We start from the raw sequence: 22,972 nt of genomic DNA on the forward strand, positions 1-22,972 counted from the left end.
ACCGCACACGAAGGGAACGAGGCCGTGAGCCCGTCCGACCACCCGGCGCGCACCGCGCCCGCCTCGGGGCTGCAACGCGGCCTCTGGTTCCTCGACCGCCTCGATCCGCGGCAGGTCACCTACTGCACGCCCTGGACGGTCGACGTCACCGGCCCGCTCGACCTCCCGCTGCTCCAAGGCGCGCTGGACGCCCTGGTGGCCCGGCACGAGGTGCTGCGCACCACCTTCGCGCTGCACCCCGACGGCCCGCTCCAGCAGGTCCACCACACCCTCGCCGTGCCGCTCGCGGTGACCGATCTGCGCCCGCAGGGCGGCCCCGGGCAGGCCGGACGCCTGGAGGAACTGCTCACCGCCCGCTGCGCCGAACCCTTCGACCTGGCCGCCGGCCCGCTGCTGCGCGCCGAGGCCTTCCAACTGGCGGACGAGCGCACCACGCTGCTGTTCACCGTCCACCACATCGTCTGGGACGGCTGGTCCGCCGAGGTCTTCGAGCGCGAACTCGCCGGCCTGTACGGCGCCGCGCTGCGGGGCCGGGCCGCCGACCTGCCGGAACTGACCGCGCAGTACGCCGACTACGCGGTGGAGGAGCTCGGCACCTCCTTCGAGGAGCACCTGACCTACTGGAAGGAGCAACTGCACGGCGCACCCGCCCTGCTGGAGCTGCCCACCGACCGGCCCCGGCCCGCCGAGCGCGGCGCGGCGGGACGGACCGAGGAGTTCGGGCTCGCCCCCGGCACGGCGGCGAAGGTCCGCGCCCTGGCGGAGGCGGAGGGCGTCACCCCCTTCACCGTCCAACTGGCCGCCTTCGCCCTGCTGATGAACCGCTGGACCGGTGCCGACGACCTGGTGATCGGCACCCCGGTCACCACCCGCAACCGGCCCGAACTGGAGCACCTGCTCGGCTACTTCGTCAACCTGCTGCCGCTGCGCCTGCGGCTCGCGCCCGGGCTGAGCTTCCGCGCCCTGCTGGAGCACGTCCAGGACGTCGCCTTCGAGGCCTACGGCTACCTCGACGTGCCCTTCGACCAGCTGGTCGACCAGCTCGGCACCGCCCGCACCGCGCAGCACCCGCCGCTGGTCCAGGTGGTGTTCGGCGCCCACAGCGAGGACCGCACCCCGCTCGCGCTCGGCCCGGCCACCGCCGAGAGCCGGGTGCGCTCCAACGGCACCAGCAAGTTCGACCTCACCTGGTCCGTCTTCGACAGCGGCGGGACCGGCGGCGGGACCGGCGACCCCGGGGACTGCGGCGGCGAACTGCGCGGCGAGGCCGAGTACCGCAGCGAGCTGTTCGACGCCGGGACGGTGCGCCGGCTGGCCGCCGACTTCGGCGCCCTGCTCACCGCGGCCCTGGACGACCCCGACGCCACCGTGCTGCGGCTGACCGGCCGCACCGCCGCGGCCGAGGCCGTCCGGGCCACCGACACCCCCGGCCACTGCCTGCACCGGCTGTTCGAGCAGGCCGCCGACGCCCACCCCGACCGGCCCGCCGTCAGCGACTCCGGCCACACCCTGAGCTACGCCGAACTCGACCGCCGGGCCAACCGCCTGGCCCACGCCCTGCGCGCCCGCGGGGCCGGCCCCGGCGACCGCGTCGGCATGCTGCTGGACCGCACGGCCGACGTCCTGGTCACCGTCCTCGGCGTGCTCAAGACCGGCGCCGCGTACGTGCCCGTCGACCTCGCCGCCCCCGCCGACCGCGCCGCGCTCGTCTTCGCCGACGCCGACGTCACCCTCGTCGTCACCGACCGCCCGGACCGGGCCCCCGAAGGCCCCTGGCAGGCCTACGACCTGACCGCCGAGGCCGCCGACCTGGCCGGCCGGCCGGACCACCGCCCGCCGGCCGCCGGGCGCCCCGGCGACGTCGCCTACATCATCTTCACCTCCGGCTCCACCGGCCGCCCCAAGGGCGTCGCCGTCGCCCACGAGCACGTCAGCCGGCTCATGGCGGACGGCGCGGAGCACTTCGGCTTCGGCCCGGAGGAGACCTGGACGCTCTTCCACAGCTACGCCTTCGACTGGACGGTCTGGGAGATGTGGGGCGCCCTGCTGCACGGTGCCCGCCTGGTCGTCGTCCCCTACGTGACCAGCCGCTCGCCGGAGGAGTTCGCCGAACTGCTGGAGGAGGAGCGGGTCTCCTTCCTCTGCCTCACCCCGTCGGCGCTGCGCCAGCTGGAGCCCGTGCTGCGGCGCGGCCCGCGCGACCTGTCCGCGCTGAAGTGGATCATGCTCGGCGGGGAGGCGCTGGACCCGGGCGTCGTCCAGCGCTGGTTCGAACTCGACCCGCCGCCCCCTGCCCGGCTCTGCAACCTGTACGGCATCACCGAGACCACCGTCCACGTCACCACCCACGACCTGGCCGGAAGCGCCGGCTTCGAGCGCAGCCTGATCGGCGCGCCCATGCCGCACCTCACCGCCCAGGTCCTCGACGACTGGCTGCGGCCGTGCCCGCCCGGCGCGGCCGGCGAGCTGTACATCGGCGGCGGCAGCCTCGCCCACGGCTACTGGGGCCGCCCCGGCCTCACCGCGGGCCGCTTCGTCGCCGACCCCTACGGCCCGCCCGGGACGCGGCTCTACCGCACCGGCGACGTCGCCCGGCGCCTGCCCGGCGGCGGCCTGGAGTACATCGGACGCGCCGACTTCCAGGTCAAGCTGCGCGGCTTCCGGATCGAGCTCGGCGAGATCGAGAACGCGCTCGCCGCCCACCCGGACGTCGACGCCTGCGTCGTCACCGTGCACGACGACCGGCTCGCCGCGTACGTCACCGGGCGCGAGCCCGCCGACGTGCGCGCCTTCCTCGGCCGCTCGCTGCCCCCGTACATGGTCCCGGCCGTCTTCACCGTCCTGGAGTCGCTGCCGCTCACCGTCAACGGCAAGGTGGACCGCGCCGCGCTGCCCGCCCCCGGCCAGCGCAGCACGGCCACCGGAGGCCGCCACGTCGAGCCGCGCACCCCGGAGGAGGAGGCCTTCGCCGCCGTCTGGACGGAGGTCCTCGGGGTGGACGGCATCGGCGTCCACGACGACTTCTTCCACCTCGGCGGCGACTCCATCCGGGCCGTCCAGCTCGCCGGCGCGCTGCACGAGCGCGGCTGGGGGGTGAGCCTGCGGGACGTCTTCAACGCCCCCACGGTCGCCGCCCTGCTCCCGCTGGCCGAGCCCGTCGCCGAAGGCCCGGACGACCACGAGCCCTTCGCCCTGATCAGCCCCGAGGACCGCGAGGACCTGCCGCCCGGCCTGACCGACGCCTACCCGATGGTCTCCATGCAGCTCTCCATGGTCTTCCACATGGAGATCGCCGGCGGCACCGACAGCTACCACAACGTCAACTCCTACCGGATCTCGGGCGACCTCGACGAACAGGCCTTCCGCCGCTCGGTCACCGAGGCCATGGAACGCCACGCGGTGCTGCGCACCGGCCTCGACCTGTCCGGCTACGGCGAACCGCTCCAGCTCGTGTACGGGCGGCTGCCCGCGCCCGTCGAGTTCACCGACCTGCGCGGCGAGCCCGACCAGGACACGGCGGTCCGCGAGGTGTTCGACACCCACCGGTGGACGCCCTTCGACCTCACCGCCCCGCCGCTGTTCCGCATCACCGTGCAGCGCCTGGCCGAGGACGCCTTCCAGCTCACCATCTCCGAGCACCACGCCATCCTCGACGGCTGGAGCTTCACCTCGCTGTTCACCGAGATCCTGGAGCGCCACACCGCCCTGGCCGCCGACCCGCTCGGCGCCCCCACCCCGCCGCCGCGCACCGCCTTCCGCGACTTCGTGGCCGTCGAACGGCAGGCCGCCGGGGACGAGCGCTCGCTCGCGTACTGGCGCGACCGGCTGTCCGGCGTCAGCGGCCAGTCCTTCCCCGGCAGCGAGGACGTGCACGAGGCGCCGCGCACCGTCGAGCGGGTGCTGCCCGAGGCGCCCGAACAGCTGCGGCAGGTCGCCGACGCCCTGGCCGTGCCCCTCAAGTCGGTCGCGCTCGCGGCCCACCTGCACGCCCTCGCCGCCATCACCGGGCGACGGCGCGTCACCACCGGCCTCGCCGTGAACGGCCGGCTGGAACGGCTCGGCGGCACCGAGGTGTACGGGCTGTTCCTCAACACCGTCCCGCTGACCTGCGAGCCCACCGACGACCTGCTCGCCCTGGTGCGCGAGGTGCACCGGGAGGAGCTGGACATGATGCCGCACCGCCGGGTGCCCTTCGCCCGGCTCGCCCGGCTGATGACCGACACCGCGCTGGACAGCCAGTTCGGCTACCTGCGCTTCCACGCCCTGGGCCAACTCAGCTCCGCCCGCATCGTGGACGGCCGGATCGGCTGCGAGCCGACCCTGCGCCACGAACCCAACAGCTTCGCGTTCGGCGCCTCGCTGATCCAGGACCCGGTCTCGCAGCGCGTGCTGCTCGCCGTGGACCACCAGCGCTCCCTGGTCACCGACACCACCGCCGAGCAGTTCATCGACACCTACACGGCAGCCCTGCACGCCATGGCCGCCTCCGTCCGAGAGTCCTGAGGAACCGTCATGACCGACCTCCTGCACCGCCTGCGCGATGCCGTCGCCGCCCACCCCGAGCGCCCCGCCGTCCTCGCCGGAACGGCCCGCCTGGACTTCGCCGAACTCGACCTGCGCACCGCCGCGCTGGCCCGCGCCCTGCGCGCCCACGGCGTCCGCCGCGGCGACCGGGTCGGCGTCCACCTCGCCCGCACCGCCGACCTGCCGGTCGCGCTGCTCGCCGTCTGGCGGGCCGGCGCCGCCTACGTCCCGCTCGACCCGGCCTACCCCGCCGAGCGGCTGGCCTTCATGGCCGCCGACGCGCGGCTCGCGGCCCTGATCAGTACGGACGGCCTCCCGGCGGCCCAGGGCGTGCCGGTCCTGCGCCCGGACGCCGCCGGGCCGGACACCGCCGACGGGTCGGACCTGCCGGAGGCGGCCGACCCGCTCGACCCCGCCTACGTCATCTACACCTCCGGCTCCACCGGGATCCCCAAGGGCGTCGAGGTGCCGCGCGGCGCCGTCGCCGCCCTGGTGGAGGCACTGGAGGCCACCGGCGCCTACCGCGCCGAGCCCGGGGTGGTCGGCTGGAACGCCAGCGTCTCCTTCGACGCCTCCGTCCAGCAGTGGGCCCGGATCTGCCGCGGCGACACCGTCCTGGTCATCGGCGACGACGACCGCGCCGACCCGGCCCGGGTGGCCGCCCTGCTGGCCGAGCACGCCGTCACCGACCTCGACCTGACCCCCTCGCACTGGGAACTGCTGCGCGAGCCGCTCACCGGCGCCCGGGTGCCGCGGCTGTTCATGGGCGGCGAGCCCGTCCCCGAGCACACCTGGCGGGAGCTCGCCGACGGCGGCATCGACGCGCTCAACCTGTACGGGCCCACCGAGTGCACCGTCGACGCCGTCACCGCGCCGATCAGCGGCCCCGGGCCGCACCTGGGCGAGCCGCTGCCCGGCGTGCGCCTCCACCTGCTGGACGAGAAGCTCGCCCCGGTCGCCGACGGCGCCGTCGGCGAGCTGTACCTCGCCGGGCCCGGGCTCGCCCACGGCTACCCGGGCCGCCCCGGGCTGACCGCCGGACGCTTCGTCGCCGACCCGACCGCCCCCGGCGAGAGGATGTACCGCACCGGCGACCAGGCCCGGCGCGGCGAGGGCGGCCGCCTGGAGTACGTCGGCCGGGTCGACCGCCAGGTCAAGCTGCGCGGCTACCGGATCGAGCTCGGCGAGGTCGAGCACGCGCTGGCCCGGCTGGAGGGCGTCCAGGCCGCCGCCGTCACCGTCCACGAGCCCGCCCCCGGCGACCGCCGGCTCATCGGCTACGTCACCGGCGCCGCCACCGCCGCCGAACTGACCGAGCGCCTGCGGGCCACCCTGCCCGCGCACCTGGTGCCCTCGGCGATCACCGTGCTGGACGCCATGCCGCTCACCCCGAACGGCAAGGTCGACCACGCGGCCCTGCCCGCCCCCGCGGCGCAGCCCGCCCCCGCGGCCGAGGAGGCGCCCGCCGAGGGCGCCGACGGGCTGGCGGAGCAGGTCGCCGAGGTCTGGCGCACCGTGCTCGGCCTGACCGGCGTCACGCCCACCGACGACTTCTTCTCGCTCGGCGGCCACTCGCTCGCCGCGCTGCGCGTCGTCCACCTGCTGCGCCGCCGGCTCGGCATCGAGCTCCAGCTGCGCCACCTGCTGGACTCGGCCGACCTGGCCGCCTTCACCGCCACCGTCGGGAAGGCCGTCGAGGCCGGCACCGCCGCCCCCCGGCCCGCCCTGACCGCCCGCCCCCGGGTGAGCGGCGCATGACCACCACCGCACGGGTGCGCCCCCGCGTCGAGGGGGACTGGCTGCTTGTCCCCGCGCCCCAACCGCACCGCCCGTTCCGGCTGTTCTGCTTCCCGCACGCCGGGGGCGACGCCACCGCCTACACCCCGCTGGCCCGCGCCCTCGCCCCGACCGCCGAGGTCTGGGCCGTGCGCCCGCCCGCCCGCGGCGGCCGCCTCGGCCACCCGATGCCCGCGAGCTTCGACCTGCTGGTCGACGCCGTCGTGGACGCCCTCACCCCGTACCTGACGGGCCGGTTCGGCTTCTACGGGCAGAGCTTCGGCGCCCTGCTCGGCTACGAGGTCGCCCGGGCGCTGCCCGCCGAACGGCGGCCCGAACTCGTGGTCGCCGCCTCCGCCTCGCCGCCCGCCACCTGGGCCGGCCGGGACCGCCCGCAGCACACTGCCGACGACCTGCTGCGGCTCGCCGGTATGGGTGAACTCATCGAGGGCGAACAGGAGTTGAAAGAGCACGCGCTCCAGGGCATCCGTACCGACCTGGCGGTGGTCGCCACCTACCGCCCCCGCCCGCACCCGCCGATCGGCTCCGACCTGCACACCGTCGCCGGCGCCGACGACCCGATGCTCGCCTCCGCCGGACTCCAGGGCTGGGCCGTCCACACCCGCGGCGCCAGCGGCCACCACATCGTTCCCGGCGGCCACCTGCTCGCCACCGTCGACGGGCCCGGCCCGGTCGACCTGCTGACCTCCCTCATCGAGCGACCGGGCCCGGGCCACCGGGCCGGCGCCGCCGCCGACCAGTCCACGACGGAGTAGCCGTGCTGACCACCACCCCGGTCGACCTCACCGACCCGGCCCTGTGGGCCCACCCCGACACCCCCGCCCTGGTCGCGGAGCTGCGCCGGGAGGCCTCCGTCCACCGAACCGACACCGTCGACGACGGGCCGATCTGGTCGGTGCTCTCCTACCGGCACTCCGCGGAGGTGCTGCGCAACGCCACGCTCTACAGCTCCGAGCAGGGCTCGCTGCTCGGCGCCGGCGAGGGCAACGTCCCGGTCGGCTCCGGCCGGATGATGGCCCTCACCGACCCGCCCCGGCACCGCGAACTCCGCGCGCCTGCCAACCCGTTCTTCGCCCCCGGCCCGGTGCGCGGAGCATCCCGCGGCATCGCCGAACTCGCCGCCTCGATCGTCGACCGAGCCGTCGAACTGGGCGAGGTCGACCTCGTCGACGCCGTCTCCGCCCTGCCGCTGTCCGTCATGTGCGACCTCCTGGACGTCCCGGAGAAGGACCGCGAGATGGTCGAACGGGTCTGCGACGTCGCCTTCCTCGGCCGCACCCCCGAGGAGCGCCGGGCGGGCCACCAGCAGCTCATCCCCTACCTGCTGCACCAGGTGATGCTGCGTCGCACCCACCCGCGCGACGACCTGATCAGCAAGATGGCCACCTACCGGGTCGGCGGCAAGCTGCTGCCGATCGAGGACGTCGTCCTCAACCTGGACAACATCGTGGTCGGCGGCGTCCAGACCGTCCGCCACACCGCGGCCATGGGCCTGCACACCCTCGTCCAGCACCCGCAGCTGTGGCGGCAGTTGCAGCGGGGCGAGGTCGGCATGGACTCGGCGCTGGACGAACTCCTGCGCTGGACGTCCGTCGGGCTCCACACCCTGCGCACCGCCAGCCGGGACACCGAGCTCGACGGCCGCACCATCCGGCGCGGCGACCGCGTCGCGGTCTGGGTGTGGTCCGCCAACCGGGACCCGGAGGCCTTCGACCGGCCCGAGGAGATCCTGCTCGACCGCGCCCCCAACAAGCACCTCGCCCTCGGCCTCGGCGCCCACTACTGCATCGGCGCGCCGCTGGCCAAGGCCGAACTCGGCGCCCTGTTCACGGCGATGCTGGAGCGCGTCGCCGAGATCGAACCGACCGGACCGGTCGTCCACAACCGCTCCATCATCAACTTCGGCCTGGACCACTTCCCGGTGCGCCTCACCCCGCGCTGAACCGGCCCGCCCCACCCCGCGCTGAACCCGCCCGCCGCGGACCGCCGACGGGGGCCGAGTCGAACTGCCGCGTTCCTGCCGCGACTCCTGCCCTTGCGCCCCCCGGCCCGCCCCTACCTTCGAAACAACCCAAGGAGGACACCATGAGCAACCCGTTCGAGGACGACAACGCCGGCTACCTGGTGCTGGTCAACGACGAGAACCAGCACTCGCTGTGGCCCGTCTGGATCGACGTGCCGGCCGGCTGGACCACCGTCCACGGCGAGGACACCCGCCAGGGCTGCCTCGACCACATCGAGGCCAACTGGACCGACATCCGGCCCGCCAGCCTGACCGCCTCCCTCGCCCGGCAGTGAGCGCGACCATGCTGAACTGGGAACTGAACCCCGGCCGCCCGGCCCTCGCCCACGCCCCGCGCCTCGCCGACATCGGCGAGGCCGGCGCGTGGCTGCGCGAGAACGAGACCGAGCTCACCGAAGCCCTGCACCGGCACGGCACGATCTTCCTGCGCGGCCTGCCGGTCGCGAGCACCGAGGACGTCGCCGCCGTGCGCGACGTCCTCATCCCCGAGCGCACCCCCTACCGGGAGAAGGCCACCCCGCGCAGCGACTACGGCAACGGCGTCTTCTCCTCCACCGACCTGCCGTCGCCCCAGCCGATCCGGATGCACAACGAGAACAGCTACACCCTCACCTTCCCGGGCCGGCTGCTCTTCGCCTGCCTGACCGCCCCCGAGGAGGGCGGCGCCACCCCGACCGCGGACTGCCGCCAGGTGCTCGACCACCTGCCCGCGCACCTGGTCGAGCGGATGCGGACGTCCGGCTGGACGCTCACCCGCAACTACTCGGACTACGTCTCCCTCGGCTGGCGCACCGCCTTCGCCACCGAGGACCGGGCCGAGGTCGAGGCCTACTGCCGGGAGAACGGCATCACCTGGGAGTGGCTGCCGGACGGCAACCTGCGCACCGGCCAGCTGCGCCCCGGCACCATCCACCACCCGGCGACCGGCGAGGAGGTCTGGTTCAACCACCTCGCCTTCTGGAGCGAGTGGTCGCTCGACCCGGACATCCGCGAGGCGATGACCGACGAGTTCGGCCCGGACGGCTTCCCGTTCAACACCGGCTTCGGGGACGGCGAACCCCTGGAGCGCGCCGACGTCGACGCCCTCAACGAGGCGTACCACGCCGCGACCGTGCGCGAGCGCTGGCAGGTCGGCGACGTGATGCTGGTCGACAACGTGCTGTGCGCGCACGGCCGGGACCCGTACCGCGGCGACCGCAGGATCGCCGTCGCGATGGGGCAGCCCCTGGACGTCCTGGACTGCCGGCCCAGCGTCCGGCCCACCATGGCCTCCGCCTGACCGTCCGCCCAAGACCACCCCGTGCCGTGACGTGAGTAGAGGAAGCACCGTGATCCCGGTTTCGTACGCACAGCAGCGTCTCTGGCTGATCGACCAGATCGAGGGCCCGACCGCGCTGTACAACCTTCCGTTCGCCCTGCGCCTGCGCGGCGAGCTCGACACCGCCGCGCTGCGCGCCGCGACGGTGGACGTGGTCGCCCGGCACGAGGCCCTGCGTACGGTGTTCCCGGTGGCCGGGGGAGTCCCGGTGCAGCAGATCCTGCCGCCCGAGGAGGCGCAGCCGCGCTTCCTGGTCGTGGACTGCGCACCGGACGACTACCCCGCCCGCCGGGACGCGGCCGCCGCCGAGACCTTCGATCTGAGCCGCGAACTGCCCATCCGGGTCACGGTGTTCACTCTCACCCCGACCGAGCACGTGCTGCTCGTCGTCCTGCACCACATCGCCGGCGACGGCTGGTCGCTCGGCCCGCTGCTGCGCGACCTCGCCACCGCCTACCGGGCCCGGCTCACCGGCCGCGCCCCCCACTGGGAGCCGCTGCCCGTCCAGTACGCCGACTACGCGCTCTGGCAGCGCGACCTGCTCGGTGACGAGCGCGACCCCGAGAGCCTGCTCGCCCGCCAACTCGACCACTGGCGAACCGCCCTGGCCGGGCTGCCGGAGGAGCTGGAGCTGCCGACGGACCGCCCACGCCCGCCCGCCCCCACCGGCGCCGCCGACTCCGTCGACCTCGTCTGGGGCGCCGACCTGCACACCGCCCTGCTCGACCTCGCCCGCGCGCACCGCACCACCCTGTTCACCGTCCTCCAGGCCGGCCTCGCCGCACTGTTCACCAGGCTCGGCGCCGGCACCGACATCCCGCTCGGCACCGGCCTCGCCGGCCGCGCCGACGAGGCCCTGGACGACCTGGTCGGCTTCTTCGTCAACTCCCTGGTGCTGCGCGCCGACACGTCCGGCGACCCGAGCTTCGCCGAGCTGCTCGGCCGGGTCCGGGAAGCCCAGCTCGACGCCTTCGCCCACCAGGACATCCCCTTCGAGCGCCTCGTCGAGGAACTCAACCCGACCCGCGCACTCGGCCGCCACCCGCTGTTCCAGACCCTGCTGGTGCTCCAGAACCACGGGCAGGACGCCGAACTCGACCTGCCCGGGCTGGAGTCCGCACCCGAGCCGATCGGCCTGCGGGTCGCCAAGTTCGACCTCAACATCGGCATCGCCGAACGCCACGGCCCCGACGGTGCCCCCGCCGGGCTCACCGGCTCGATCGAGTACGCCGCCGACCTCTACGACCACACCACCGTCGTCGCCCTGGCCGCCCGGTTCGGCCTGCTGCTGACCGGCGCCGCCGCCGACCCGCACGCCCCCATCGCCACCCTCGACGTCCTCGCCCCCGAGGAGCGCACCCGCATCCTCACCGAGTGGAACGCCACCGGCGCCCCGGGCCGGCCCGGGACCCTCGCCGAGTCCTTCGAGCGCCAGGCCGACCGCACCCCGCACGCCACCGCCCTCGCCCACGACGGCGGCACCCTCGACTACGCCGAACTCGACGCCCGGGCCAACCGCCTCGCCCACCACCTGATCGCCCTCGGCGTCGGCACCGAGACCCCCGTCGCGATGCTGATGGAGCGCTCCGTCGAGGTCGTCGTCGCCACCCTGGCGATCCTCAAGGCCGGCGGCTGCTACGTGCCCATGCACCCCGGCCTGCCGCCCGAGCGGATGACCGACGTGCTGGCCGACACCGGCGCCCCCGTGCTGCTCACCGACCGCGCCGACCCCGGCTTCCCGCACCGGGCCGTGGTGGTCCGCCCCGGCGACGAGGCGGCCGCCCCCGCCGACCGCCCCGGCGTGCCCGTCCACCCGGACCAGCTCGCCTACGCGATGTACACCTCCGGTTCCACCGGCCGCCCCAAGGGCGTCGCCGTCCGCCACCGCGACGTCCTCGACCTCGCCGCCGACCGGCGCTGGCAGGACGGCCGGCACGAGCGGGTCCTGCTGCACTCCCCGCACGCCTTCGACGCCGCCACCTACGAGATCTGGACGCCCCTGCTGGCCGGCGGCACCGTCGTGGTCGCCCCGCCCGGCGCCCTCGACGCCACCTCCCTGCACGTCGTCACCACCCGCCACGACGTCACCGCCGTCTTCCTCACCAAGGCCCTGTTCGACCTCGTCGCCGAGCAGGCCCCGCAGACCTTCGCCGCCCTGCGGGTCGTCTGCACCGGCGGCGAGGCCGCCTCCGGCACCCTGATGCGGCGCGTCCTGGACGCCTGCCCCGACCTGCTGCTCGCCCACGTCTACGGGCCCACCGAGACCACCACCTTCGCGACCCACCACCCGCTCGTCCACGCCGACCTCGACGGCCCCCGGGTGCCGATCGGCGGCCCGCTCGACGCCATGCGCAGCTACGTCCTCGACGCCCGGCTGTGCCCCGTCCCGCCCGGCGTCCCGGGAGAGCTGTACATCGCCGGTGCCGGGCTGGCCCGCGGCTACCTGAACCGGCCGGCGCTGACCGCCGAGCGGTTCGTCGCCTGCCCGTACGCGCCCGGAGAGCGGATGTACCGCACCGGCGACCTGGTGCGGCTGCGCGCCGACGGCGCCGTGGAGTTCCTCGGCCGGATCGACGGCCAGGTCAAGCTGCGCGGCTTCCGGATCGAACTCGGCGAGATCGAGGCGGCGCTCTCCCGCCACCCCGCCGTGCGCCAGGTCATCGTGATCGCCCGTGAGGACCGCCCCGGCGACACCCGGCTGGTCGCCTACTGCACCGCCGACGCCTCGCTCACCCCGGCCGAGCTGCGCACCTTCGCCGGCACCACGCTGCCCGGCTACATGGTCCCCGCCGCCGTCGTCCTGCTCGACGCGCTGCCGCTCAACGCCAACGGCAAGGTCGACCGCCGGGCCCTGCCCGCCCCGGACGTCGCCGCCGACGGCACCGGCCGCGAGCCCCGCGACGAGCGCGAACGGGCACTGTGCGAGCTCTTCGGCGACCTGCTCGGCATCGACGACATCACCATCGACGACGACTTCTTCGCGCTCGGCGGCCACTCGCTGCTCGCCACCCGCCTCACCGGGCGGGCCCGCGCCGAACTCGGCATCGAACTCGCCATCGGCGACCTCTTCCAGGCCCCGACCGTCGCCGGGCTCACCGACCGGCTCGCCGACCGCGCGGCCGACGCGCCCGCCCCGGCCCGCCCGGCGCTGCGGCCCGGCCCCCGGCCCGACCGGGTGCCGCTCTCCTTCGCCCAGCGCCGCCTCTGGTTCCTCGCCCAGGCGGACGGCCCCGCCAGCACCTACAACGTGACCCTCGCGCTGCGGCTGCGCGGCCCGCTGGACCCCGCCGTCCTCGCGGACGCCCTCGGCGACACCGTCCGGCGGCACGAGGCCCTGCGCACCGTCTTCGGCGAGCAGGACGGCGTCCCGTACCAGCACGTCCTCGACGGGCCGACGGCCCCGCTGCTCACCGTCACGGACCGCCCGAGCGGCGAACTCGCCGGCCACACCTTCGACCTGGCCACCGACCTGCCCCTGCACGCCTACCTGCGGCCCGAGGGCCCGGACGAGCACGTCCTGGTCCTGGTCGTCCACCACATCGCCGGGGACGGCGCCTCGCTGGGCCCGCTCTACCGCGACCTCGCCGCGGCGTACCGGGCCCGCCTCGCCGGCGCCGCCCCGGAGTGGACGCCGCTGCCCGTCCAGTACGCCGACCACGCGCTCTGGCAGCACGCCCTGCTCGGCGACGAGCACGATCCCGAGAGCCTGGCCGCCCGCCAACTCGCCCACTGGCGGGACGCGCTGGCCGGCCTGCCCGACGAGCTGCCGCTGCCGCTCGACCGGCCCCGGCCCCCGGTCGCCAGCCACCGCGGGACCGTCCTCCCACTGGAGCTCGACGCCGAACTGCACGCACGCCTCGGCGAGCTCGCCGTCGAGCACGGGGTCACGCTGTTCATGGTCCTCCAGGCCGCCTACGCCACCCTGCTGCACCGCTTCGGCGCCGGCACCGACCTGCCGATCGGCACCCCGGTGGCCGGCCGCCTGGACGAGGCCGTCACCGACCTGGTCGGCTACTTCGCCAACACCCTGGTGCTGCGCACCGACCTCTCCGGCCGGCCGAGCTTCGCCGAACTGCTGCGTCGCGTCCGGGACACCGACCTCGCGGCCTACGAGCACCAGGACCTGCCGTTCGAGTCGCTGGTCGAGGAGCTGAACCCGGCCCGGTCGCTGGCCCGCCACCCCCTGTTCCAGGTGATGCTGGCCTTCTCCGGCACCCCCGAGGACGGGCCGGACCTGCCCGGCATCACCGTGACCGAGGAGCCGGTCGACTTCGGCACCGCGACCTTCGACCTCACCCTCAGCCTGGTCGAGCGGCTCGCCGCCGACGGCTCCCCGGCCGGGCTGAGCGGCGGCCTGGAGTACGTGACCGACCTGTTCGACCGGGAGACGGTCCGGCGGCTCGCCACCGCCCTGGAGCTGATCCTGCGCCAGGCGGTCGAGGACCCCGAACGCCCGGTCGGCGCCCTGGAGGTGCTCGGCGAGGCCGAGCGGGACGCTCTCGCCGCATGGAACGACACGGCGCTGCCGGACGCCGGCACGCCCTACCTGACGGTGTTCGAGGAGCAGGCCGCGCGCACCCCGGGGGCCGTCGCCCTGGTCTGCGGCCCCGAGTCGCTGACCTTCGCGGAGCTGAACGCCCGGGCCAACCGGCTGGCCCGGGCCCTCGTCGACGGGGGCGCCGGACCGGACAGCGTGGTCGCCCTCGCCCTGCCGCGCTCGGTGGAGTCGGTGGTCGCCGCGCTGGCGACGCTGAAGGCCGGCGCGGCCTTCCTGCCCCTGGACCCGGAGTACCCGGCGGAGCGGATCGTCCACATGCTGGCCGACTCCGCCCCGGCGGTCGTGCTCACCGACGACCGCTGGCCGCTCGCCGAGTCGCTGGACGGACACACCGTGCTGCCCGTCGACGAGGAGCTGTGGGCCTTCCACGACGCCCACGACCTGCCCGGCACCACCGACCCGGGGCACGCCGCGTACGTCATCTACACCTCCGGCTCCACCGGCAGGCCCAAGGGCGTCGTGGTCTCGCGCGGCAACTTCGCCAATCTGCTGGCCTTCCACCGCGCCGAGACCGTGGCCGCCGCCGAGCGCGCCCGGCCGGGCCGCCGGCTGACGGTCGCGCTCACCGCCTCGCTGTCCTTCGACTCCTCCCTGGAGAACTACCTCTGGCTCGCGGCCGGGCACGAGCTGCACCTGATCGGCGACGACGTGCGCCGCGACGCCGCCGCGCTGGTGCGCCACATCGAGCGCACCGGGATCGACGTCCTCGACCTCACTCCCACCTACGCGGAGCAGCTGATCGAGGAGGGACTGCTCACCCGCTGCCCGCCGGCCCTGCTGCTGTTCGGCGGCGAGGCCGCCGGCCAAGCCCTGTGGACCACCCTGCGGGACACTCCGGACCTGATCGCGTACAACATGTACGGCCCGACCGAGTGCACCGTCGACGCCCTGTACCACCACCTCGCCGACAGCGAGCGCCCGTCGATCGGCCGCCCCCTCGGCAACCTCCGCGCCTACGTGCTGGACGGGCAGTTGAACCCGGTGCCGGCCGGGGTGGCGGGTGAGCTGTATCTGGCGGGTGCGGGTCTGGCCCGGGGGTACCTGAACCGGCCGGGGCTGACCGCCGAACGGTTCGTGGCCTGCCCGTTCGAAGCCGGCGGGAGGATGTACCGCACGGGCGACCTCGTGCGCCGCCGTCCGGACGGAGACCTGGATTACCTCGGCCGCACCGACCACCAGGTCAAGATCCGCGGCTTCCGGATCGAACTCGGCGAGATCGAGACCGTGCTGACCGCGCACCCCGAGGTGCTCCAGGCGGCGGTGCTTCCGTACGAGCAGGGCCCGGGCGGGGCGCGACTGATCGCCTACCTGGTCGGTGCCTCGTCGCTGGAGCCCGCCGAGCTGCGCGCCCGGGTCGCGGCCGAGCTGCCCGCCCACATGGTGCCGGCCGCCTTCGTCCGGCTGGACGCGCTGCCGCTCAACGCCAACGGCAAGCTGGACCGCACCGCCCTGCCGGCGCCGGACTTCACGGAGTCCGCGGTGGGCGGCCGGGCGGCGCGGACGGCGCAGGAGGAGATCCTCTGCGGGGTGTTCGCCGAGGTGCTCGGTGTCGAACGGGTGGGCGTCGACGACGACTTCTTCGCGCTCGGTGGTCATTCCCTGCTGGCGACGCGGTTGTTGAGCCGGGTGCGGTCGGTGCTGGGGGTGGAGCTGGGCGTGCGGGACGTGTTCGAGGCGCCGACGGTGGCGGGGCTCGCGGCCCGTTCGGGTGCGGCGGCCGGTCGGCCGGTGCTGTCGGGGGGTGTCGAGCGTCCGGAGCGGGTGCCGCTGTCGTTCGCGCAGCAGCGGTTGTGGCTGATCGACCGGATGGAGGGCCCCAGCGCGCTCTACAACGTGCCGGTCGCGCTGCGGCTGGGCGGTGAGCTGGACGTGGCGGCGCTGGAGGCGGCGCTGGGTGATGTGGTGGCGCGGCACGAGAGCCTGCGCACGCTCGTGGCCGAGGTGGACGGTGAGCCGTATCAGCGGATCCTGCCGCCCGAAGAGGCCCGGGTCGCCGTCGAACGCCGGGACTGCCCGGCCGACGCGCTGGCCGACGCCGTGGACGAGGAGTCCCGCCGCCCCTTCGACCTGGCGGCCGAACCCCCCTTCCGCGCGACCCTGCTGAGGACGGCCGAGGAGAGCCACGTGCTGCTCCTGGTGCTGCACCACATCGTCAGCGACGGCTGGTCGATGGGTCCGCTGCTGCGGGATCTGTCGACGGCGTACGCGGTGCGGTGCGGGGGCGAGGTGCCGGTGGTGGAGCCGCTGCCGGTGCAGTACGCGGACTACGCGCTCTGGCAGCGTCGGCTGCTGGGGGAGGAGTCGGACGAGAGCGGCCTGCTGTCGCGTCAACTCGACTACTGGCGTGAGGTCTTGACCGATCTCCCGGAGGAGTTGGCGTTGCCGGTGGATCGTGCGCGTGGTGCGGTGGCGTCGCATCGGGGTGACCGGGTGGTGCTGCCGTTGGGTGTGGAGCTGCATCGTGGGTTGGTGGGGTTGTCGCGTGTGCATCGGGTGACGTTGTTCATGGCGGTGCAGGCGGCGTTGGCGGCGTTGCTGACCCGGTTGGGTGCGGGGACGGATGTGCCGATCGGCACGGTGGTGGCGGGTCGTTCGGACGAGGCGTTGGACGAGTTGGTCGGGTTCTTCGTCAACACGTTGGTGCTGCGGACCGATACGGCGGGTGACCCGAGTTTCGCGGAGTTGCTGGGTCGGGTGCGGGAGTCGGATCTGGGGGCGTTCGGGCACCAGGATGTGCCGTTCGAGCGTCTGGTGGAGGAGCTGAACCCGGCGCGGTCGCTGGCCCGCCACCCCCTCTTCCAGGTGATGCTGGTCCTGCAGAGCAACGAGCAAGCCGAACTGGAGCTGCCCGGACTGCGCGTCGAGACCCTGCCGGCCGGGACCGGGGTGGCCAAGTTCGACCTCAACGTGATCATGGAGGAGGTCTTCGGCCCGGACGGCGAACCTGCCGGGATCGACTGCGCGATCGACTTCGCGACGGATCTGTTCGATCGGGAGACGGTGGAGTCGCTGGCGGTGCGGTTCGGGCGGTTGCTGCGGGCGGTGGTGGAGCGTCCGGAACTTCCGGTCGGGCGGGTGGAGTTGCTGGCGGAGGAGGAGCGGGCCGGGCTGGTGGGTGGCGGGTTCACGTCGCTGCCGTCGCGGGTGCCGTTGGTGCCGGCGGTGTTCGAGGCGCAGGTCGCGCGGACTCCGGAGGCGGTGGCGCTGGTGTGTGGCGCCGAGGCGTTGACTTTCGCCGAGTTGAATGTGCGGGCGAATCGGTTGGCGCATCGGCTGATCGCCGCGGGGGTGGGGCCGGAGTCGGGTGTGGCGTTGGCGCTGCCGCGTTCGGTGGAGTCGGTGGTGGGGTTGCTGGCGGTGTTGAAGGCCGGTGGTGTGTACCTCCCGCTGGACGCCGAGTACCCCGCCGACCGCACCGCCGACACCCTGGCGGACTCCCGTCCGTTGCTGGTGCTGACCGACCCGCGGTGGCCGCTGCCCGAGGTCCTGGCGGGCCTGCGAACGCTTGACGTCACCGAGGACGGCCCCGGCCCCGAGAGCGATCCGGCCCCCCGCGTCACCGCGCAGGACGCGGCGTATGTGATTCACACGTCGGGTTCGACGGGTCGTCCGAAGGGTGTGGTGGTGTCGCACGGGAGCCTGGCGGCTCTGTTGGCGGCGCATCGCGCGGGTGTGATGGCGGGTCGGGTGCGGTCGAGGGTGGCGTTGACGGCGTCGTTGTGCTTCGACGCGTCGTGGGATGGCGTGTTGTGGCTGGTGGCCGGGCATGAGCTGCACCTCGTCGGTGATGAGGTGCGCCGGGACGCGGCGGCGCTGGTGCGCCGTGTCCGCGAGTGCGGTATCGGGGTGTTGGAGGTGACGCCGTCCTTCGCCGAGCAGTTGGTGGAGGAGGGGTTGTTGGCCGAGTCGGCGCCGGGGCTGTTGCTGCTCGGTGGTGAGGCGGTGGGCCAGGCGCTGTGGACCGCCCTGCGGGAGGCGTCGGCGACGGAGGCGTACAACCTGTACGGGCCGACGGAGGCGACGGTGGACACGCTCGTCCACCCGCTGGCCGCGACGGAGCAGCCGGTGCTGGGCCGTACGGTCGCCGGGACGCATGCCTATGTGCTGGACGAGTGGTTGAACCCGGTGCCGGCGGGGGTGGCGGGTGAGCTGTATCTGGCGGGTGCGGGTCTGGCCCGGGGGTATCTGAACCGGCCGGGGCTGAGTGCGGAGCGGTTCGTGGCCTGCCCGTTCGTGTCCGGCGGGAGGATGTACCGCACGGGCGACCTGGTGCGTCGTTCCCGCGAGGGTGAGCTGGAGTACCTGGGCCGTACCGACCAGCAGGTCAAGATCCGCGGTTTCCGGATCGAACTCGGCGAGATCGAACAGGTGTTGGTCCGCCACGACGCCGTCCGCCAAGCGGTCGTCACCACCCGGGAGAGCGACGACGGCGACCGCCGGCTGGTGGCCTACTGCGCGGTGACCGAGCAGATCCCCGGGATCGCCCTTGACCTGCGGGAGTTCGTCGCCCGGGCACTGCCCGGCTACATGGTGCCGGCCGTCGTCGTCCCGCTCGACGCGCTGCCGCTCACCGGCAGCGGAAAGGTGGACCACCGGGCCCTGCCCGCACCGGACTTCGCGGAGTTCGCGGGTGGCCGGGCGGCGCGGACGGCGGCGGAGGAGATCCTCTGCGGGCTGTTCGCCGAGGTCCTGGGGATCGCCGGGGTCGGCATCGACGACGACTTCTTCGCGCTCGGTGGTCATTCCCTGCTGGCGACGCGGTTGTTGAGCCGGGTGCGGTCGGTGCTGGGGGTGGAGCTGGGGGTGCGGGACGTGTTCGAGGCGCCGACGGTGGCGGGGCTCGCGGCCCGTTCGGGTGCCGGCGCCGGTCGTCTGGTGCTGTCGGCGGAGGCGGAGCGTCCGGAGCGGGTGCCGCTGTCGTTCGCGCAGCAGCGGTTGTGGCTGATCGACCGGATGGAGGGCCCGAGCGGGCTGTACAACCTCCCCGTGCTGCTCCGCTTGGGCGGTGAGCTGGATGTGGCGGCGCTGGAGGCGGCGCTGGGTGATGTGGTGGCGCGGCACGAGAGCCTGCGCACGCTCGTGGCCGAGGTGGACGGCGAGCCGTACCAGCGGATCCTGCCGCCCGAAGAGGCGCGGATCGCCGTCGAGGTCCTGCCCGTGGGCACCGACCCCGAGAGCTGCGTCGACCGGCCGTTCGACCTGTCCGCCGACCTGCCCATGCGCGTCCAGGTGATTCCGGGCGGGTCCGACGGGGACCTGCTGGTGCTGGTGCTGCACCACATCGCCGGTGACGGCTGGTCGATGGGTCCGCTGCTGCGGGATCTGTCGACGGCGTACGCGGTGCGGTGCGGGGGCGAGGTGCCGGTGGTGGAGCCGCTGCCGGTGCAGTACGCGGACTACGCGCTCTGGCAGCGCGGGTTGTTGGGGGAGGAATCGGATTCCGGGAGTGTGGTTTCGCGTCAGTTGGATTACTGGCGCGGGGTGTTGGACGGCCTCCCGGAGGAGTTGGCGTTGCCGGTGGATCGTGCGCGTGGTGCGGTGGCGTCGCATCGGGGTGACCGGGTGGTGCTGCCGTTGGGTGTGGAGCTGCATCGTGGGTTGGTGGGGTTGTCGCGTGTGCATCGGGTGACGTTGTTCATGGCGGTGCAGGCGGCGTTGGCGGCGTTGTTGACCCGGTTGGGCGCGGGGACGGATGTGCCGATCGGCACGGTGGTGGCGGGTCGTTCGGACGAGGCGTTGGACGAGTTGGTCGGGTTCTTCGTCAACACGTTGGTGCTGCGGACCGATACGGCGGGTGACCCGAGTTTCGCGGAGTTGCTGGGTCGGGTGCGGGAGTCGGATCTGGGGGCGTTCGGGCACCAGGATGTGCCGTTCGAGCGTCTGGTGGAGGAGCTGAATCCGGCGCGGTCGCTGGCCCGCCACCCCCTCTTCCAGGTGATGCTGCTGCTGGAAGGCGACCGGACGGCCTCGGCGCCGCTGACCCTCGGCGCTCTGCCCGCCACCGTGCAGTCGACGGCCGGATCGGTGGCCAAGTTCGATCTGAGCATCGGCATGGGCGAGACCTTCGACGCGGACGGCGAACCTGCCGGGATCGACTGCGCGATCGACTTCGCGACGGATCTGTTCGATCGGGAGACGGTGGAGTCGCTGGCGGTGCGGTTCGGGCGGTTGCTGCGGGCGGTGGTGGAGCGTCCGGAACTTCCGGTGGGCCGGGTGGAGTTGCTGGCGGAGGAGGAGCGGGCCGGGCTGGTGGGTGGCGGGTTCACGTCGTTGCCGTCGCGGGTGCCGTTGGTGCCGGCGGTGTTCGAGGCGCAGGTCGCGCGGACTCCGGAGGCGGTGGCGCTGGTGTGTGGCGCCGAGGCGTTGACTTTCGCCGAGTTGAATGTGCGGGCGAATCGGTTGGCGCATCGGCTGATCGCCGCGGGGGTGGGGCCGGAGTCGGGTGTGGCGTTGGCGCTGCCGCGTTCGGTGGAGTCGGTGGTGGGGTTGCTGGCGGTGTTGAAGGCCGGTGGTGTGTACCTCCCGCTGGACGCCGAGTACCCCGCCGATCGCACCGCCCGTACGCTCGCCGACGCGCGGCCCGTCCTCGCCGTGACCGACGATCGCTGGCCGCACCCGGAGTTGCTGGCCGGGCTGACCGTGGTGGAGGCCGGTGATGTGGCCGGTCCGGAGTCGGACCCGGTCGCGCGGGCTTCGGCCGGGGACGCGGCGTATGTGATTCACACGTCGGGTTCGACGGGTCGTCCGAAGGGTGTGGTGGTGTCGCACGGGAGCCTGGCGGCTCTGTTGGCGGCGCATCGCTCGGGTGTGATGGCGGGTCGGGTGCGGTCGAGGGTGGCGTTGACGGCGTCGTTGTGCTTCGACGCGTCGTGGGATGGCGTGTTGTGGCTGGTGGCCGGGCATGAGCTGCACCTCGTCGGTGATGAGGTGCGCCGGGACGCTGCGGCGCTGGTGCGCCGTGTCCGCGAGTGCGGTATCGGGGTGTTGGAGGTGACGCCGTCCTTCGCGGAGCAGTTGGTGGAGGAGGGGTTGCTCGGCGGCTGCCCGCCGGAGTTGTTGCTGCTCGGTGGTGAGGCGGTGGGCCAGGCGCTGTGGACCGCGCTGCGGGAGGCGCCGGCGACGGAGGCGTACAACCTGTACGGGCCGACGGAGGCGACGGTGGACACGCTCGTCCACCCGCTGGCCGCGACGGAGCAGCCGGTGCTGGGCCGTACGGTCGCCGGGACGCATGCCTATGTGTTGGACGAGTGGTTGAACCCGGTGCCGGCGGGGGTGGCGGGTGAGCTGTATCTGGCGGGTGCGGGTCTGGCCCGGGGATATCTGAACCGGCCGGCTCTGACCGCGGAGCGGTTCGTGGCCTGCCCGTTCGTGTCCGGCGGGAGGATGTACCGCACGGGCGACCTGGTGCGCCGCTCCCGCGAGGGTGAGCTGGAGTACCTGGGCCGTACCGACCAGCAGGTCAAGATCCGTGGCTTCCGGATCGAACTCGGCGAGATCGAACAGGTCCTGAGGAGGCACCCCCAGGTGTCGGCGGCCGTCGTCCGCCCGGTCGAGGACCGGGCAGCGGGCACTCGTCTGGTCGCCTACGTGGTGGCCGACGGCCGGCTGGACCAGGCAGGTCTGCGGGCCTTCGCGGGCGGGTTCCTGCCCGGCTACATGGTGCCGGCCGCCGTCGTCCCGCTCGACGCGCTGCCGCTCACCGGCAGCGGCAAGCTCGACCACCGGGCCCTGCCCGCGCCGGACTTCGCCGAACTCGCCGGGGGCCGCGCGCCGCGCACCGAACAGGAGCGGGTCCTCTGCGGGCTGTTCGCCGAGGTCCTGGGGATCGCCGGGGTCGGCATCGACGACGACTTCTTCGCGCTCGGCGGTCACTCCCTGCTCGCGATGAAGCTGCTCGCCCGGATCCGCGCCGCCCTCGGCGCCGACCTCGGGATGCGCGCGCTGTTCGAGGCCCCGACCGTCGCCGGACTGGCCGCCCGGCTCGGTGCCGGGCCGGCCGCCGACGCCCTGGACGTGCTGCTGCCGCTGCGCACCGGTGGCGGCCTGGCCCCGCTGTTCTGCGTCCACCCGGCCGCCGGCATCAGCTGGGTCTACTCCGGCCTGCTGCCGCACCTCGGCGCCGACCGGCCGGTCTACGGTCTGCAGGCCCGCGGTCTGCGCGGGGAGGCACCGGCGAGCGTCGCCGAGATCGCCGAGGACTACGTGCGGCAGATCCGGGCGGTGTGGCCGTCCGGCCCGTACCACCTGCTCGGCTGGTCCTTCGGGGCGGTGGTCGCGCAGGAGATGGCCGTCCGGCTCCAGGCCGAGGGCGCACAGGTCGGTGTGCTCGCCCTGCTCGACGGCGCACCGGTCACCGACCACGGTCCGGCGGCCGCCGACGGGCCGGAGGAGGACGAACCCGTCGACACCCTGGCCGAGTTGCTGCTGTCACTGGGCTACGACCCGGAGGCCGGGCGCGGCCAGGCCGAGCTGGCCACCGTCCTGGGGGAGGCCGCCGCCGAGCTGCCCGGAGTGTTCGAGCGGCACCGCAAACTCATGGCCGAGCACGTGCCCGGCCGCTACCGGGGCGACGCCGTCTTCTTCGGCGCGACCCTCGACAAGCCTGCCGACTGGCCCTACGAGCGGTCCTGGCGGCCGTACCTGGACGGCCGGATCGAGCCCCACCGCCTCGCCTGCGCGCACGGCGAGCTGACCCGTCCGGAACCCCTCGCACGGATCGCCTCCGTGCTCGCCGAGAAGCTTGGAGAGTGAC

Annotated in this window: 7 protein-coding genes; all 7 read left to right on the forward strand. The window is 74.1% G+C overall.

The annotated features are described in order from the left end of the window. Positions 1–24: 24 nt before the first annotated feature. Complete coding sequence (locus ACIQVZ_RS20625; RefSeq protein WP_402451829.1) at positions 25–4,503, forward strand: amino acid adenylation domain-containing protein; 4,479 nt, start codon at positions 25–27, stop codon at positions 4,501–4,503. Between the two features lie 9 nt (positions 4,504–4,512). Continuing rightward, positions 4,513–6,282 (forward strand): non-ribosomal peptide synthetase, encoded by a 1,770-nt coding sequence (locus tag ACIQVZ_RS20630; RefSeq protein WP_402451831.1) that lies wholly within the window; start codon positions 4,513–4,515, stop codon positions 6,280–6,282. Continuing rightward, a complete protein-coding gene (locus ACIQVZ_RS20635) occupies positions 6,279–7,076 on the forward strand; it encodes a thioesterase II family protein (RefSeq protein WP_402451833.1) in 798 nt (265 codons plus the stop codon). The genes ACIQVZ_RS20630 and ACIQVZ_RS20635 overlap by 4 nt, the downstream gene beginning before the upstream one ends. A 2-nt stretch (positions 7,077–7,078) precedes the next feature. Then, complete coding sequence (locus ACIQVZ_RS20640; RefSeq protein WP_402451835.1) at positions 7,079–8,263, forward strand: cytochrome P450; 1,185 nt, start codon at positions 7,079–7,081, stop codon at positions 8,261–8,263. A gap of 143 nt (positions 8,264–8,406) precedes the next feature. Then, positions 8,407–8,619, forward strand: coding sequence for an MbtH family protein (locus ACIQVZ_RS20645; protein ID WP_063350320.1), 213 nt, complete (start codon positions 8,407–8,409; stop codon positions 8,617–8,619). Positions 8,620–8,627: 8 nt separating this feature from the next. Continuing rightward, on the forward strand, positions 8,628–9,623 hold the full coding sequence (locus ACIQVZ_RS20650; protein ID WP_402451838.1) for a TauD/TfdA family dioxygenase: 996 nt from the start codon (positions 8,628–8,630) through the stop codon (positions 9,621–9,623). Between the two features lie 49 nt (positions 9,624–9,672). Then, the gene (locus ACIQVZ_RS20655; RefSeq protein WP_402451840.1) at positions 9,673–22,971 is read left to right on the forward strand and encodes an amino acid adenylation domain-containing protein; all 13,299 of its coding nucleotides are present in this window, start codon (positions 9,673–9,675) and stop codon (positions 22,969–22,971) included. The last annotated feature ends 1 nt before the right edge of the window (position 22,972 follow it).

Source organism: Kitasatospora sp. NPDC098663, from assembly GCF_044760075.1.
Classification (GTDB): domain Bacteria; phylum Actinomycetota; class Actinomycetes; order Streptomycetales; family Streptomycetaceae; genus Kitasatospora.